Annotated in this window: 14 protein-coding genes; 6 read left to right on the top strand and 8 right to left on the bottom strand. The window is 47.1% G+C overall.

The genetic code is table 11. The features are described 5' to 3' along the window. Window positions 1-74 precede the first annotated feature (74 nt). Together cysP and AAGC78_RS10950 are read right to left on the bottom strand one after the other, a co-directional pair. Window positions 75-1,088: a thiosulfate ABC transporter substrate-binding protein CysP gene (gene cysP, locus AAGC78_RS10955; RefSeq protein ID WP_435784119.1), complete on the bottom strand. Its 1,014-nt coding sequence runs from the start codon at window positions 1,086-1,088 to the stop codon at window positions 75-77. Between the two features lie 110 nt (window positions 1,089-1,198). Continuing rightward, window positions 1,199-3,544 (bottom strand): ATP-binding protein, encoded by a 2,346-nt coding sequence (locus tag AAGC78_RS10950; RefSeq protein ID WP_435784118.1) that lies wholly within the window; start codon window positions 3,542-3,544, stop codon window positions 1,199-1,201. Between the two features lie 379 nt (window positions 3,545-3,923). Between AAGC78_RS10950 and AAGC78_RS10945 the strand changes: the two genes are divergently transcribed. The 6 genes from AAGC78_RS10945 to AAGC78_RS10920 all read left to right on the top strand — a co-directional run bounded on the left by AAGC78_RS10945 (window position 3,924) and on the right by AAGC78_RS10920 (window position 11,893). Further along, on the top strand, window positions 3,924-4,544 hold the full coding sequence (locus AAGC78_RS10945) for a YigZ family protein (RefSeq protein WP_435784117.1): 621 nt from the start codon (window positions 3,924-3,926) through the stop codon (window positions 4,542-4,544). Window positions 4,545-4,637: 93 nt separating this feature from the next. After that, window positions 4,638-5,489, top strand: coding sequence for a YciI family protein (locus AAGC78_RS10940; protein WP_435784116.1), 852 nt, complete (start codon window positions 4,638-4,640; stop codon window positions 5,487-5,489). A 240-nt stretch (window positions 5,490-5,729) separates the two neighbouring features. Continuing rightward, entirely contained in the window at window positions 5,730-6,281 is a 552-nt protein-coding gene (locus AAGC78_RS10935; RefSeq protein ID WP_435784115.1) for a TetR/AcrR family transcriptional regulator, read from the top strand. Window positions 6,282-6,300: 19 nt separating this feature from the next. Continuing rightward, complete coding sequence (locus AAGC78_RS10930; RefSeq protein WP_435784114.1) at window positions 6,301-7,437, top strand: efflux RND transporter periplasmic adaptor subunit; 1,137 nt, start codon at window positions 6,301-6,303, stop codon at window positions 7,435-7,437. Further along, entirely contained in the window at window positions 7,437-10,511 is a 3,075-nt protein-coding gene (locus AAGC78_RS10925; protein WP_435784113.1) for an efflux RND transporter permease subunit, read from the top strand. The genes AAGC78_RS10930 and AAGC78_RS10925 overlap by 1 nt, the downstream gene beginning before the upstream one ends. A 95-nt stretch (window positions 10,512-10,606) precedes the next feature. Then, window positions 10,607-11,893, top strand: a complete 1,287-nt coding sequence (locus tag AAGC78_RS10920; RefSeq protein WP_435784112.1) for a DUF445 domain-containing protein — start codon at window positions 10,607-10,609, stop codon at window positions 11,891-11,893. A gap of 29 nt (window positions 11,894-11,922) precedes the next feature. Here the strand turns inward: AAGC78_RS10920 and AAGC78_RS10915 are convergent, their stop codons facing one another. From AAGC78_RS10915 to AAGC78_RS10890, 6 genes are read right to left on the bottom strand one after another with little or no spacing between them, the layout of a single operon-like run. Beyond that, window positions 11,923-13,194, bottom strand: coding sequence for a multiheme c-type cytochrome (locus AAGC78_RS10915; RefSeq protein WP_435784111.1), 1,272 nt, complete (start codon window positions 13,192-13,194; stop codon window positions 11,923-11,925). A gap of 22 nt (window positions 13,195-13,216) precedes the next feature. Next, a complete protein-coding gene (locus AAGC78_RS10910; protein WP_435784110.1) occupies window positions 13,217-13,486 on the bottom strand; it encodes a sulfurtransferase TusA family protein in 270 nt (89 codons plus the stop codon). A gap of 47 nt (window positions 13,487-13,533) precedes the next feature. Next, complete coding sequence (locus AAGC78_RS10905; protein ID WP_435784109.1) at window positions 13,534-14,982, bottom strand: YeeE/YedE family protein; 1,449 nt, start codon at window positions 14,980-14,982, stop codon at window positions 13,534-13,536. A 15-nt stretch (window positions 14,983-14,997) separates the two neighbouring features. Next, complete coding sequence (gene extI / locus AAGC78_RS10900; protein ID WP_435784108.1) at window positions 14,998-16,161, bottom strand: selenite/tellurite reduction operon porin ExtI; 1,164 nt, start codon at window positions 16,159-16,161, stop codon at window positions 14,998-15,000. Beyond that, entirely contained in the window at window positions 16,158-16,748 is a 591-nt protein-coding gene (locus tag AAGC78_RS10895) for a hypothetical protein (protein ID WP_435784107.1), read from the bottom strand. Before AAGC78_RS10895 ends, extI begins: the two co-directional genes overlap by 4 nt. Window positions 16,749-16,803: 55 nt before the next feature. Next, on the bottom strand, window positions 16,804-17,163 hold the full coding sequence (locus AAGC78_RS10890; protein ID WP_435784106.1) for a hypothetical protein: 360 nt from the start codon (window positions 17,161-17,163) through the stop codon (window positions 16,804-16,806). Window positions 17,164-17,185: the final 22 nt, after the last annotated feature.

Below are 17,185 nucleotides of genomic sequence, written 5' to 3'. Positions count from 1 at the left end.
GCGCTTAATCACATTGTTGGTTGTCAAAACCAATAGTGAGAGCCACTCAGGAACCAACCCTCACCACTAGCCAATTATTTTTTGGCTTGACGCAACAATTGATCGAGGATGCCACCGGTGGCAAAGTGCTTGTCATTAACGTCTTTCCAGGAACCAAACACAGATTCGACGGTAACCAGTTTCAACTCGGGGAATTGCTTGGCGTAAGCGGCCTTTACCTTATCATCATGGATACGATAAAAGAAGCTCGCCAATACATCTTGCGCCGTAGGTGAATACAAGTAATTCAAATATTCAGTCGCGACTTTTTCAGTACCTTTGGCTTTTACCACTGACTCCACTACTGCCACCGGGAATTCTGCCAGCACGCTGATCTTGGGAACCACGGTGTCGTACTTATCAGTGCCGTACTCTTTGCGAATCAAATTGACTTCCGATTCAAAAGTCAGCAACACATCGCCTTGTGCACGATCTACAAATGAAGTGGTAGCGCCGCGACCGCCGGTATCAAACACCACTACATTGCCCAAAACCTTGGCAACGAAATCTTTGATTTTTTTCTCATCGCCATTAAAGGCATTGTTAGCGTAGATCCAGGCCGCAAGATAAGTGTAACGTGCGTTACCAGAGGTTTTTGGATTGGGGAACACCAGCTTCACATCAGCACGGGCGAGATCATCCCAGTCTTTAATATTTTTAGGATTGCCTTTGCGCACCAGGAAGGCGGTAGTTGAATAAAACGGTGAAGCATTATTCGGGAATTTATTCCGCCAGTCAGGGCTGACGAATTTCCCTTTTTGATGCAATACATCAATGTCAGTCGATTGGTTGAAGGTAACCACATCCGCCTTTAAACCTTGCAAGATTGCAGCTGCTTGCGCCGAGGAACCGGCATGGGATTGCTGGATGGTGACATCTTCACCGGATTTTTCTTTCCAATACTGCTGGAACTTTGGATTGATAGTGACAAACAACTCACGTGATACATCATAAGATGTATTCAGAATTTCCTGCGCTGCGCTAGCAGAAAATGCCAGTGATAAGCCCAGTGATGCAGCAAAGAATTTTACCAATTTGTTCACAGCCACGCTTAGCTCCTCAAATGTTGTGGTCAACAGTGGTCACAGTTAATCATATTTCGCCAACAGGATTTAGATTATTAATGCCTATGCTTATTACAAGCACCTGCACTTCGCGTTTATTCAATCTCTGCCAACAACCTTTTAACAACTTCAATATCCATGGGTTTAGTCATGTGATGATCAAACCCCGCTGCTTTTGATTCAGCGCGATCATTCTCAGCTCCCCAGCCAGTTAGCGCAATGAGGACAATATTTTCAATCGCAGGCTCCTTCTTAACCGCCACCGCAACTTGATTGCCGCTCATGCCCGGCATTCCGATATCAAGGAAGGCGATATCTGGCACAAAGCGTTGCGCTGCTTGAAGGGCTTGAATTCCATCGTGGGCGATGCAAGTTTCGTGGCCCATCAACTGAAATAATTTCACCAGCGATTCAGCCGCATCAATATTATCGTCAGCCACCAAAATACGCAGGCTTTTATCGCGCAGCCTGTGGGGCACAGGCGTAACGGGAATTGTAGTTACCTGAGTTGTTTCACTGCAAATAATAGCGGGCAAACGCACAGTAAATGTACTGCCTTTACCAACACCCTCGCTTTGTACACTCACCTTTCCGCCGTGCATATCAACAAGCCGATCCACCAATGAAAGCCCAATTCCCAGACCACCTTGTGCCCTGCTCATGTTAAGGCCGACTTGCGTAAACATCGCAAAAATTATTGGCAATGATTCCGCGGGAATACCAATACCATTGTCTGAAACCGCAATAACTAACTCAGCGCCTTGTATTTGCACGCTTAATGTAATCTGGCCACCGACAGGTGTGTATTTGGCGGCGTTGGTTAGCAAATTACCAAGTACCTGCGACAAACGCATCTGGTCTGCGTTGAGAAAAATCGCTTGCTCGGGTGTATCGACGGTTAATGCATGTTGATTCGCATTGATAATCGGCATACTGGTTTCAATGGCATGGCCGATAATTTTGCTGAGCGCGACGCGCTCTTTTTTAAGTTCGAGTTTGCCATTGCTAATGCGTGCGATATCCAGAAGATCATCGATCAGGTGAACCATCTGATCCACTTGACGCTGCATCATGTCCCGCACCTTGCTGAAGGCGACTGGATCATCGCCGGTCAAACGCAGCACTTCCAATCCGTTGCGAATCGGTGCAAGTGGGTTGCGCAATTCATGGGCGAGAATAGCGAGGAATTCTGTTTTATGTTGATTGGATTGTGACAATTCAGTTGCGAGATTGCGCAAGCCATTTTCTGCACGCTGGCGCTCTGTGCTATCAATACCATGCACCAGAATTCCGTAGACCTGATCATCCGCGTCCCTTAAGGGTAAATAAACGAAATCCAGAATTCGCTCCTCTTGCGGTTCATTTGCTTTGCGCTGCAACATTACATGTGCATCTTTTGCGACAAATGAATTCCCGCTTCGATAGACCTCATCCAAAATCTGCACATAACCCTGTTCAATGATTTCTGGCAAACCTTCACCAACGGTTTTACCTATCACATCGCGCTGACCAATAAGCTGGAAATAATTTTCGTTCACATTTTCAAAAATATGCCGCGGCCCTTTTAGGGTACACATAAATGCCGGTGCTTTTTGAAAAACCTCGGTCATCTGCGCATGCGCTGCTTGAACTTGACGGAACAGATGCTCGCTTTCAAGTTCAGCGGTTTTTTGTGCGCTGATATCTTTAAATAAAATGGCTACCAAATGGCTACCTTCACCACCTATGCGAAAAGCATAAACATCAAACCAGCGATTCATACTCGGTGCATCGAGCACAAAGCGCAACGGGATACCTGTTCGCGCTACACTGCCATACTGCTCAAACCAATGCTGCTCCAAATTGGGGACAAGTTTACTCGCAGTATTGCCTACAACGTTGTGCAAACCTGTTTGCCCTTCAAACACTGCATTTGCTTGTAGAAAGCGATAATCAAATGGTTTGCCATTCTCATCAAACAACATCTCGATGGTGCAAAATCCCTCATCGATTGAGTTGAACAACATTTTATAACGCTCTTCACTAGCGCGAATTTTTTCTTCAACCTTAGCGGCGTTATACAAATCGATAAAAATTTTAACTTTAGAGCACAACACAACAGGGGAAACAGGCAACAGGATGTAGTCAATCGCCCCCAGCGAATAGGCATCGTCCAGCGGGAATTCGGTTACTGGCAGATGATCGAGAAATATAATGGGTGTTGCAGGTGCAGGTGTCGCAGTGCGAATAAACTGGGCAAAATCTATTGCATGTGCGATGGGTAATTGAAGATTAATGATGATGACCGCGAAGTCGGTCGAGAGAAGATTGTAGCGCGCCGCATCATAAGTGTGCGCGTGAACCAGATTAACATTAAGTCCAGCCAACGCATCACTAATGAACGGCAGTTCAGTTGACTCAGAATCTATTAACAGGATATCGATCAATGGCGAGGCGCTCATTCTACATGCTCCTTGGTGCGCGATTTTTCTATTGCTGGATGCAGCATGGAATTAAATTAGCCAAACCAGGATTTCCCTCGCCGGGGCAATTAAATGCAGGGCTATAGTTGCAAGTGCCATAATTGGATGTGCCGTAATTAACGGGACTGCAATTAAAAGGACTATATTGAGAAAACATTTTCGGGTCAAGAAAGCATAGGCTTATTAGAAAACATAGATTTTAAAATATTAGTGCTACTGTAAAAATCATCGAATTGCTAAACTTGGCATTATAAAATTTTGTTAAGCGCAGCAAAAACCACCCTCTTAAAATACGCTCTATGCGCTAACGAACAGACAACCACTCAATACTAATTAGCTATTCAGGCACACCATTTACATGAGCACCTACACCATCCTCGCCCAAGCCGTTGAAAATACAACTGAGGAAAAGAACAGCGATTTCCTGACATTTCTTCATCCTGTCACTTCACGCGAGGAAGCTATGGAGCAAATTGATCAGTATCGCCAAACTTACGCAGATGCGAACCATGTGTGCTGGGCTTATGTGATTGGCAATACGCGACAACCGCAAACCCAAGCATTCAGCGATGCAGGCGAACCCTCGGGTACTGCGGGAAAACCTATGCTGCATGTGTTGACCGAGCGTGATGTGGGCAATTCACTCGCGGTAGTGGTACGTTATTTCGGTGGCGTTAAATTGGGGGCGGGCGGTTTGGTGCGCGCCTATTCCGGTGCGGTTTCCGAGGCAGTCAATCGTGCAGAACTGACCCAGGTGATACCGAGCCAGGAAATTCAGGTTGTCGCCAGCTTTGCCCACGAAGCTAAAGTTCGCCATCTTATTGCCCAGCATCAGGGCGCCCTGTTGCAGGTTGACTATCAGGCGGATGTCACCTTGAATATCAGCCTGCCGATCACGCAAATGCCATTGTTTACGCAGCAAGTTGTCAACGAAACCGCCGGTAACGCCGTGGTGCAAGAAAAAATAATGAATAAATAATTTTTCTATTGTCGATTTGGAAGAAGCCGGTTCGACTATGGGTTAGCAACAACATTTTTACCCAACACAATAGTTCATATAGGAGATATAAAAATGAAAGTTATGGTAATGGTTAAAGCATCCCCCAGTTCCGAAGCCGGCAAAATGCCGAGTGAAGAATTATTGACTGCAATGGGCAAGTTCAACGAAGAGCTAGTCGGTGCCGGCATTATGGAATCCGGTGACGGACTAAAGCCCAGCAGCCAAGGTGTGCGGGTAAGATTCAGCGGCAACAAACGCGTGGTCACTACCGGCCCATTTACCGAAACCAATGAATTAATCGCCGGTTATTGGATTTGGAATGTGAACTCGCTGGAGGAAGCCATCGAGTGGGTAAAAAAATGTCCCAACCCTATGGAAGAAGATTCTGATATCGAAATCCGCACCTTCTACACCATGGAAGATTTTGCCGAGATAGATCCGGACGGCAAAGAAGCCGCACACGAAGATGCAATGCGCCACACCATCGCGATGCGCAAAGCCAAGGTCAATAATTATTTATTCTTCTCCGGCCGCTGCGAAGAAGCGATGAATTTTTATCAACAACATTTGGGCGCGCGTATTAATTTTATGCTGCGCTTTAATGAAAGCCCCGATCCCGTTCCAGAAGGTATGCTGCAAGCTGGTTTTGAAAATAAAATCATGCATGCAGATTTCACGCTGGGTGATGCCAATATTTACGCGTCCGACGGCTGCGATGATGCGACAAGCTTCAGCGGATTCAGCCTGTCTTTAACTTTGCAAACCGCAGAAGATGCACACAAGGCATTTAATGCGCTGGCAGAAGGCGGCAAAGTGAATATGCCGCTCGCAAAAACCTTCTGGTCACCACTCTATGGCCAGCTGGTCGATAAGTTCGGCATTGCCTGGATGATAATGTTGCCCGGTGAAGATGCCCCGCAATAACCGCCCTCACCTACCGAATAACCATCATCGAAAACCGGTCGATCATCTTACTGATCGTCGGTCTAGATGGTGGAACCTGCAGCCCTCCCCTTTCCCAACCGTCCCAACTCCCGATCCATATATTCTCGCCGCGCAAAAATCTGCCTAATCTATAACCAAATAAAATTTGGTATTTTTACCTAATCTTGGTATTTTTACCTAAACTCATAAATCACCACTTTCTATGCAGGGTAAAAGACGGTGAAAACCAAAGAAAAAATACTCAATGCCGCCGTGGACGTCCTGTTGCAGGAGGGATTTCCCGCGCTAACGCAAACCCGTGTTGCTGAAGTGGCAGGAGTCAGGCAGGGCTTGCTGACCTACCACTACCCCAAGCGCATTGACCTATTAACCGCCGTGGTAGATGAAAGTAAAAGACGCATGAATGAATCGCGTTTTGGACCTGACAACAAGCCCCTGACGCTCGCGTCGCTAAAAGAAATGATGATTCATTTTGCAGTTACCCAAACCTTCCCGCGCATGATGCTCGCGGTAACCGTAGCGGCCGATGATGATCCATCGCTCTCCGCCTGGTTCACTGAGACAGATATACAGTCCCGACAAATCATGCGCGAACTGCTGAAACAAAGTGGATGGCAGGTTGAAGAAAATGTACTGCATACGCTGCGCGCCATCGTCATAGGTGCATCGCTAATTAATTTGCAACAAAACACCATCGAATCAGAGGCTCGGGTGCGCATAGTGATTGACTCTGCGTTCCAATACCTCACCGACAATTTGAAACCCCTTTAAACTTTCCGGAACAATCAACATGCTGTTATCGAATTACGATCCGCAAGATGAATGCAAATGTAAGTATCTCATCCTGAATATTATTGTGGTTATCGGTTTGCTACTGATGACCGCAGCACCTTTTGTTTTTGCTGCCGATGCAGACAAAGATGAAGATAAAGCACCACGCACACAAGTCACTACTGCAATCGCCAAGACGGCGGACTGGACAGTCTCTATTCCCGCACAAGGTGAAGTATTGCCTTGGGAAGTAGCCATTATCAGTGCAAAAACCAATGGCATAAGTGCAACAGAAATTAATGTTGTTGAAGGCGATAGCGTACGCAAAGGCCAGGTGCTGGCGCGCTTTGATGATCGCTTATTGCGCGCAGAACTAGCACAGGCGAAAGCAAATCTCGCACTCGCCGAATCCAACCTGCAACTGGCTAACAGCAATTTAAAACGCTTTGAACAGCTCAAAATAAAACAAACATTAAGCGAACAAGAGTTTGAACAAGTTTCCACCCAGGCAGCTACCGCAACCGCCACACGCGACCAAGCCGCAGCAGCAGTATCGCTCGCGCAAATTAAATTAACCGATGCCACTGTAGTTGCACCCGATGATGGAAAAATTCTGGAGCGCAATATTGAATCAGGTAAAGTGCCCGCTGCCGGTGAAGCCCTGTTTCGCTTGCTGCGCCAACACAAACTCGAATGGGTGGTACAGATTGATTCAGCCGATCTCGATCGCGTAAAGCCAGCCATGCAAGCCCAAATTAATTTACCCAACAACAAAACCCTGAACGGAAAAATCCGCAGCGTTTCACCGCAACTCAGCAGCAGTTCGCGCCTTGCAAAAGTGCGCGTCATTTTGGACGGCGCACCGGATGTAGCGGTAAACACTTATGCCGATGGAAAAATTATGGTGGGTAACGCCCAAGCGATTATCCTGCCAGCAGATACATTGGTGATTAAAGACGGCAAGACGTGGATCTTCCGTGTAAAAAATAACGCAGCCGAACAAGTGCTAGTGACACTTGGACGCCGTATGGGACAAGAAATTGAAATTTTGTCCGGCATTAAAACTGGCGATCAAGTGGTATTGGAAGGTGCTGGATTTTTAAATGATGGCGACAAACTCGCTGTGAAAGCAGCAAAAGCCAGCGGAGCCAAATAATGAATTTTGCAACCTGGTCTTTGCGTAACCCTAGCGCCGCTATCCTGATTTTTATTTTATTGACCTTCGCAGGCTTGTGGGGATTCCACAAGTTGAATGTGCAAGACTTCCCCGATATGGATTTGCCGATGGTCAATGTCTCATTGAACCAGCCCGGCGCAGCGCCATCACAACTTGAAACGGAAGTTGCACGCAAAGCCGAAGACGCTCTCGCCAACTTACAACTGCTGCGCCACATACACACCACCATTTCGCGTGGCAATGTGTCGATGGTGGTTGAGTTTGATTTGGAAAAAAATCTCTCCGATGCCGTCGCTGATGTTAAGGATGCACTCGACACTATTCGCAGCGATTTACCGCAGGACTTGCTTGAACCCCAAGTGAGTAAAGTTGAACTGGGTGCAGATAACCCTACCGTAACCTACGCTGTTTCTGCCGATCATTTATCCGAGGAAGAATTATCCTGGTATGTGGATAACACACTCGGGAAAAAAGTGATGTCGGTGCGCGGCGTTGGAAAATTCACTCGCCTCGGTGGTGTCAGCCGCGAGGTACAAGTGCTCGTTGATCCGCTGAAGCTTAATGCGCTTGGTGTTACCGCGACTGATTTATCCAAAACGATTAAAGAAATCCAGCAGGAAAATTCCGGTGGGCGCAGCCAACTCGGCGGCTCAGAGCAAGGTGTGCGCACCATCAACACCATGAAAACCGTGAGTGAATTAGAGCAGCTGCCCATTTATATGGCGAATGGCCAAACGCTGCGTTTGGGACAAGTTGCGCAAGTGATCGACACCAATGCGGAACGTACTCAATCCGCATTACTCGACGGTGAAGCAGCGATTGGCTTTCAAGTATTGCGCTCTAAAGGTTTCGATGAAACACGTTTAGCTACTGATATAGATGTGGTGCTACAAGAATTAGCGCAAGAAAATCCGGATGTATCCTTTCATTTAATTCGCTCCAGCGTGCCAAAAATCCTGGAGCAATATGAAGGTTCAATGAATATGCTGTACGAGGGCGCGTTCCTCGCAGTACTCGTGATCTTTTTCTTTTTACGCGATTGGCGCGCAACCCTAATCGGCGCTATTGCACTGCCGCTCTCTATTATTCCCACCTTTGCGTTTATGTCATGGGCGGATTTCTCGCTCAACACCATTACCTTATTGGCAATGGCAGTCGTTGTCGGCGTCTTGGTCGATGATGCAATTGTGGAAGTAGAAAATATTGCACGGCACCAACGCATGGGAAAATCCATCAAGCAGGCCACTATAGATGCAGTGAATGAAATTGCGCTCGCCGTTATCGCAACAACGGCAACCTTGGTGGTGGTATTTTTACCAACCGCATTGATGAGTGGTATTCCCGGCTTGGTGTTTAAACAATTCGGTTGGACGCTGGTTATTGCTGTACTTATTTCATTGCTGGTTGCCCGTATTATCACACCTATGACGGCGGTATTTTTACTCAAGCCGATTGAGCATGAAGAGAAGGAAGGAAAGTTTTTACCACATTATCTTAAAGCTGCGCACTGGTGTTTGTTGCATCGAAAGACAACACTCGCTGCCGGAACCATTTTCTTTATTTTTTCTATTGGCTTGCTTGCATTCCTTCCTGCTGGTTTTATTCCTGCATCCGATGAAGGCATGACCAACGTTCAAATTGAAACACCGCCGGGCAGCAGTTTTTTAACTACCCAAAACAAAGCCGAAGAAGTGCGCAACGCAATAAAAGATATTCCCGGTGTTGCACAAATCTTTACCACCATTGGCACAGCAACTGCAAATGGTGGCGCAGCTGGAATGTCATTGGGTGAGGTGCGCAAAGCAACCTTGATGGTCATCTTCAGCAAGTCACGGCCTACTCAAACGGAAATTGAAAATAGTATCCGCGCAAAACTGGAAACCATTGCGGGAATTAAATATTCCGCAGGTGCAGGCGGCCCTGGTGAAAAATTCCAGATCTTACTGACCGGCGACGATTCAGTTGCCCTCGCAACCAGCGCACGTGCCATTGAAAAAGAAATCCGCAATTTAGGCTACTTGAGTGGCGTTACCTCTACCGCCAGTTTGGAACAACAGGAAATACAAGTTATCCCCAACAGCGTGCAAGCCAGTGAGCGCGGTGTTTCCACTCAAGCGATTGGCGAAACCCTGCGTATCGCATTGGCCGGTGATTACGATCATATTTTGCCGAAGTTAAATCTGGATCAACGCCAATTGGGCATTCGGGTAATGCTGCCGCCCGAGATGCGCACCGATGTAGATACTATTGCCAATTTGCGAGTACGCTCCAATGACGGATTGATACCTTTAAAAAGTGTAGCGACTATCGAGTTGCGCAGTGCACCTTCGCAAATTTTGCGCATTGATCGCCAACAGCAAGTTTCAATTTCCGCAGACCTCGGTGGCCATTCGTTAGGTACCGCACTGGAAGATGCGAAAAAATTACCTAGCATGCAATCTTTGCCATCATCGGTTCAGTTTATGGAAGGTGGCGATGCGGAAATTATGGTGGATTTATTTATGGGCTTTATTATCGCCCTACTCACCGGTGTTTTCTGTGTGTACGCGGTACTGGTTCTGTTGTTTAAAGATTGGTTGCAACCGATCACCATTTTATCCGCAGTGCCCTTATCCGTTGGCGGTGCATTTGTTGCGCTGCTGATTGCAGGTGCAGAATTAGGTTTACCGGCACTGATTGGTTTGGTAATGCTGCTGGGAATTGTGACCAAAAATTCTATCTTGTTGGTGGACTTTGCCATCATCTCCATGCAGCAACCGCATGAATCCAAAAATGCCGCCATTCTTGAAGCATCGGGAAAACGTGCGCGCCCGGTACTCATGACGAGTGTGGCAATGATTGCAGGCATGTTGCCACTGGCACTTGGATTTGGTGGCGACGCCAGCTTCCGCCAGCCAATGGCGATTGCTGTGATCGGGGGATTAGTTACCTCGACTGCATTGAGCTTATTGGTCGTACCTGTTGTCTTCTCCTATATGACCGGATTTGAAGCGCGTCTGAAAAAACGCTTTGCATCCTTTGGCAGTCACCCAATCGCTACGGCTGACTCATAGTCAGCCGCAACTAACATTTAATTATTGAGGGTCACTGCCAGAAGGATAATAATTGCCAAGGTTGTGCACTTAAAGGAAAACCAAGTGAGCCCTCAATGACTAAAGAAATTGAATTACGAAAATCCAAACGCCTTGCGCTTTACTTTCTGGCGTTTGCTGCACTCACGTTTATCACCACGCTATTCTTACCTGCTGAGCGTTGGTGGGTTGGTCTGATCCGCGCAATTTCAGAAGCGGCGATGGTGGGAGCATTGGCTGATTGGTTTGCGGTAGTGGCGCTCTTTAAACGCGTTCCCATTCCCATCGTCTCCGCCCATACTGAAATTATCCCCAAGAACAAAGATAAAATTGCCGACAATCTCGCGATTTTTGTGCGCGATAAATTTCTGGATGTGAATTCACTGGTTGCCCTAATCCAAAAACACGATCCCGCACAAAAAGCAGCGGATTGGTTGAGTTCTGCCGACAACGCCAAAACCATGGGTACTTATTTGGTCAAAGTCACCGCTGGCATGCTCGATTTTATTGAAGACCGCGCAGTTCACAAATTTATGACCAAGGCTATTCATGCCATGCTGGATAAAATTGATTTATCCCAATCAGCAGGCATGTTGCTGGAAGTATTAACCAAAGATAACCGCCATCAAGCATTACTTAACGAAGGTATTAATCAATTTGCATCGATTTTGGCGGAAGAAGAAACACAGGTGTTTATCGCCGAAGGGATTGTCAATTGGCTGAAAGAAGAACATCCCGTTGCCGAAAAAATTATGCCCTCTGGCTGGGTTGGCCGCACCGGCGCCGACATAGCAGTTAAAGCCGCAAGCCGTTTATTGAATGAAATTAATGAAAACCCTGAGCATCAATTGCGCATTAAATTTGATGCTTACACCAAAGATTTTATTACCCGCTTGAAAACTGACCCTGAGTTTTTTGAAAAAGCAGAAGCGATTAAACGCTATTTAAAAAATGATGAAGCGTTCAATACGTATATGGGTGAACTCTGGCGCGATCTAAAGGATTGGCTCAAACGCGATTGCGTCGATGAACATTCAGTGCTGCATCAAAAAATAAGCAACGCAGGTCAATGGTTAGGAAAGACCTTGGCGGAAGATGCAAGCTTGCGCCAATCGCTCAACCAACATATGGAAGATGCAGCAAGCAAAATGGCTCCGGATTTTGCGCAGTTCCTCACCACCCATATTCGCGATACGGTAAAAGGTTGGGATAGCAAAGAAATGTCACGCCAGATCGAATTGAATATCGGCAAAGACCTGCAATATATTCGTATCAACGGCACAATTGTCGGTGGGTGTATCGGTTGCTTGCTGTACCTGATTGCGCACGCACAGGAGTTTTTCGTTTTTATCCGATCTATTTAACAACCATCGTTTGAGCTGCAGAAAAATTGTTAGTTGTTATTTAAAGGATGCGACGCAAGGGTAAATTGGAATTGAGTAGCAACCGCCTCTTTGTAAGCGGTTTCCAATAAGCCCAAGGTGGTAGCATCCAGCTTATCGCGCTGATCCAACACCGACATAAATGTGCGCTCGTAGTGTTCGCGCGGCTTAACAACCAGATAGACATCTACAATTCCACCTTCGCTGTAACCAGCAGGCAAGGCCACGCTGATGCGCCGTTTTTCTCCGGCAGGAATTCGTGTATCAAACACTTCCTGTTCAAGCCCTATATCAACATTCCAACCGATAATATCGCTTGCCAGCAACCTAAATTGCGCTGCATTTTTTTCGTGATAGCGCAATTCCACCGTGACTTTTGGAACCATATAAGTTGGAAAATAATGTCCGGCACCGGTATTGATAATATCGACATGAATTTGGTTGCCGTCGCGCGTCAGCACTGTAGTCAATGCTTTAGTCACCATCTGCTGGTCGTGAATACCACGCCATTGGTGCTTGCGATCAGGCATATGGCACGACTGGCATTGTTGCCCTGCTTTACCATAAGAAGAAGCTTGCCACTGCGCATAGGTATCTTCACGCAATTTGTTATTGGTGCGCGGACCGTCTTCAGGAAATTGATGGCAAGTCGCACAAAAACGGCCGTCGGAAAATGCCGGTGCGATAGTAAAACCATCGTGCGGTAATACTGCAGCGATTTCTTTGCGCGGCTCTGGCCCAAAGCGTTGGTGATTGCGCACATGGCATGCAGCACACACCAAACCTTGATGACCTAAATCCGCAGGCACATATGCAGGTGGTGCTTGTGTAGGCGCATTAGGCCAACCGTGGCTCTGCGCAACCAATGCTTTTTGTTCGGCGAGCGGTGCATGGCATTTCATGCATTTGTTTGCGTCCTCCTGCGGCATTAATTGGAATTGCCATAAAATTCCAGCGCCCATGGTGTGGCTGTGCAAACTTTGCGACCAATCGCGAAATTGTTCCTGATGACATTGACCACAACTCTCGGGCGCGAGCGATGCTTCGCCGTGAGAAAAGTGTGCAGGAGGTTTGCCTTGCGGCGGCAAAGGATCGCGCCAATGAGATGCTAAAAACGCAGCCACTGGATCTGTTGATGAAACAGCGTGGGATTGTGTATTTGCAGCGACTGAAGGTTGGGGAATAACAGTCGCAGCATCCGGTGATCTATTCAACCACCAGAAAAGCGCTGCGACCGCAACTAACACTAAACCGGCAACAGGAATTGCATTGCGTAATTTCATTAGATCCTGTTCCGGTTTTAAATCAGGCTTTGCGGATCGACCAGGTAAATGTGCCGGCTTGCTCGTCGCGCGCGAATAGATCGTCGCCGCTGGCGGTGCACAAATAAGTGATCGACTCACCTGAAGATGGATTATCAAACACCACAGTTAAACTTTTGCCACTGTCGATTTTCTTCAGCGCTTTTTCAGTATAGATCTGCACATGTGGGCAACCATAGCCGCGCACATCCAATGAAAAATTGCCATTTTCAATTTCTTCAAAAACGACAGACTCTTTTAACTTTAGACCCATTTTCTGTTCTCCACCTGTACTACCAATAAAAATCTGCTGTGCGCGTATTAAAAATCTGCGGTACGTGACAACTGCCAATCAATCCAGGCTTTAATCGCTTTGACCGCGAAGTAACCACCAATCGTCATACCCGCAAGGAATACCCAGCCGCTGATATCGCCGTTAGTGACAGTCGCAAAAAAGGCGCCGATGTTACAGCCCATACCGATACGCGAGCCCAAGCCCATTAATGCACCGCCAACTAACGCAAGGATAACGGTTTCGGTGTTAGGCCATTTCCATTTAAATTCACCGGTAATATTCGCCAGCATTGCTGCGCCGAGGATAATCCCGATGGACATCATGCCCGGTGCATTCAACAGTGGATTGGGTATGCCATTTTCCAAACCGAAGAAAATATTATCCATCATATTGAAACCCAATTTATCTAACACCCAACCGCCCCACTGCGCTTCCTGAGTGGTGATGTACCAGTAACCCGGATCAAATACACTGTCCTGAATGGATAAACCGGATGTATAACCCATCTCCGCTAACAATTCACCGAAGTTAAATATGTTGTAGTGCTCGCGCAATTCGCCAGTGAGTAACATATGCAACCCGGCAAAAATACCCAAACCGACACCGGCAATTGCCGTGTTGCGCGATTGAGTGAACATCGACCATATGCCTTTCAATTCGTAAGCGAAAGAAATGCGGCTTGATGCAGGCAACGGGTGTTGGCGAATAAAAATTTTGCGGTAGTTAAAGCGATACAACAACACTAATAAAATCAGCGACGGCAAAATCGCCACGACAAACGCATTAGCGAATAAATAATTACCGAGATTCTCGCCCCAGCCAGATAAAGTAGCCGCGGTAGTACCATTTAATTCCCACAAATAACCCGCAGTAAATTGATCAAACCAACCATCGGTTGCGGAAAGTTCATCGGGCATTTGCGCATTGGCCGCTGCGGCAGTCCAGGCTTCCGGCACAAGATTATTTAACCAACCGCCAGCACTGACAAACCACGCCTGTGAAAACGAAATGGAAAACAATACCAATGCACCAGCCAGATTGCCCTCACCGGTTTTATACAGTGAACTCGATGCACAGCCGCCGCTGAATACCATGCCCAAACCAAAAATCAAACCGCCAATCAATACATGCCAGCCCAGCGGATGCGCATGAAAACTATTAAAACCAGCATCCTGGATAAAGGCGGAAATAACCGCGTAGAGAATAATCGCGATAAGCACACCCACGGCCATACGCGGCACACCGACGGCAAACAAATCACGAATTGCCGATGCCATACAAAAACGGCCGTACTGCAAAAAGATGCCGTACACCACACCAAACCAGGCATAGACCAACAAATAAATAAAACGTGCATCTACCGCGAGATAGACCAGCGACACAGCCAACACAACGATAGCGATGGCTGCAGAGAATAAATAACCACGGCGGCGACTTTTCGTCGCCGTCGTGGCAGTGGTGCTAAGCCCCTGCATGAATTAACCCTTTCATTACAAAATAAATTGGAATCCAAATGTTGTTTGGTAGTTATCCTGCAATGAAGGAACTGACTCCACCGGATTCGCATAATCATTGCGACGATATTCGAGAGTTAATTTAATGCGCTGTCCATCGATGTAATAGTTCGCACCGCCACTAAATACACGTCTATCCAAAGTACCACCGGGGAGGTCGTATTCAGTTCCATCGTGACGGGCAAACAATTGCAAACGGCCAGGACCAACAGGATTCGGGAACAAATAACCCGCTTTCACATAAATACCGTCTTGCTGGGTGTTCGACGGTAATTCAGGGTCGGGTAACAGATTAATTGCATCACCTAAATCGTAATTAAAGTAAGCGGCCGAAAATGTGTAAGTACCACTTTTAAATGGATACTCAACAAAACCATCCACTGTCCAGGCCGAATAATCTTTGATCTCTTCACGATTTTCGTAATCCGCATAAGCGGCATCGGCTTGATAATCGTACGCAGCGCCGATGGTCAGAATTTTACGCGTACCCAAATAAGTACCGCGATAACCGTAATCGTATTCCGGATCTAAAAAGCTCCAGTGCACACGCGTTGTCACACGCGGCGATTTAATCGGCACATAATCGCCTTCACGACCATCAGCAATCATTAACCGATACTGGAATTTGGCGTCGGCAAGGTTGCCCCAAATTGCCGCACCGGTATCACGCGTACCCGCAAACGGCGTGTAGGAAATATCGCTACGATCCAACGTTAACGGCTCAAGACAAGCTTCCAGGTTCTCACGCGAGAACGTATTTTTAAAACGGCCGACGATAAAACGATATTCATCGGAGTAATCAAGCGTGACGTAAGCATCGCGGTAATAAACTTCGCGGTCATCCTGCCCTGCCTTACTGTCATTACCGGCTTCCAATTGTGCATAGAAACCAACGTAATCGTTGTACTGGCCGCTCAAGGTGATGCGGTTGCGACGTAAATAAATATCGGTAGTATCGCCATCGTGGTTGTTAGACGTATAGCTGCTGTTGGTTGCCCATACTTGCAAGGCGTAGTTAAATTGCAGCGAGCTTTCATCGCCAAATTCAATTGTTGGACCTGCATAAGCTGCGGAAGAAACCCCGGCCGCTAATGCCAGTACCAACGGATTTTTTAACCAAATGCTGGATAAGGTTTTCACGGATTAATACCTTCTACATTTTCAAATAGACGTGGATGACTTGTGCGATACACTGAAAGTAGACGGGTCGTTTCTTCGCCCGAGTGACAGGTAGCACAGGTTTTTTCCGACTGGGATACAGCATTGACGACTAAATTTTTGTGGGCGATTTCCTGCTTGAGAATGCGCGGATTTCCCTGATGGCAGCCAGTACAGGAGTAATTCACACTCTTGTGTTGGGCGTGCCAGGGCGCATCGACAGGAGAATAATTAGGCGCTTTTGCACGTTTGTCGTTGTGGCAACGGAAGCAACTGGAAGCACCCAGTCCGCAGGCATTGGCAAATGCAATTGGCGATAACTCGCGCGCCTGCTCATGAATAATTTCCAATGCCTCTGCGCCCCATGCATCATTGCTAACAATAGATTGCTGAATTGCAGGTACAGGGTTTGCCACAGCCACTGGTTGCGTGCGGGTTTCCAAATAATATCCACCCACTGCAATTGCACTGCTAACGACAAATAACGCTGCCCACAAAATAGAAGTAAGCGCAGTTGCTTTTGCTAAATGCTGTAACGATTTTTTTAAAATTTGATAAAGCGATTTCACGGCGAATTACCTTTTGTTTTCACCGGATTCTGTAGCTCCGGTTGCGGTTGCTCGATTAATCAGTTGTCTGTTTTTCGGTTCCGTTTTTGTCAGTGCTGCTGTCGATATCACCGGCGTTTTGCTTTGCCTTTTTAATATCTTTTTCCTGCAAACCATCAGCACACAAACACAAAGGGCCATCACGGAAACGCAGGCGCTTCGATTTTTTCTTTAGCTCCTGGCTCAGCGGATCAAGGCTCGGGCTGGAGTTTTCCCGTGCAGGCTCAAGCACTATTGTCTTATTGCCTCGTTCCTCGCTGGCACCACTCTTATCGCTCGCGTCACCGGTGTTAACCGAATCCTCAGCGAATGCAAAAACTGGCGATAACAGCGCAAGACTTAGCGCGCACAACAAGCTTCTGGAAAAAATTCTCATCGCTATTTCTCCGTAAAGGGTG

It is taken from the genome of Cellvibrio sp. (genome assembly GCF_039207905.1).
Lineage (GTDB): Bacteria > Pseudomonadota > Gammaproteobacteria > Pseudomonadales > Cellvibrionaceae > Cellvibrio.
Note: the sequence above shows the minus strand (reverse complement) of the source record. Positions and strands in the feature narration are given on the sequence as shown.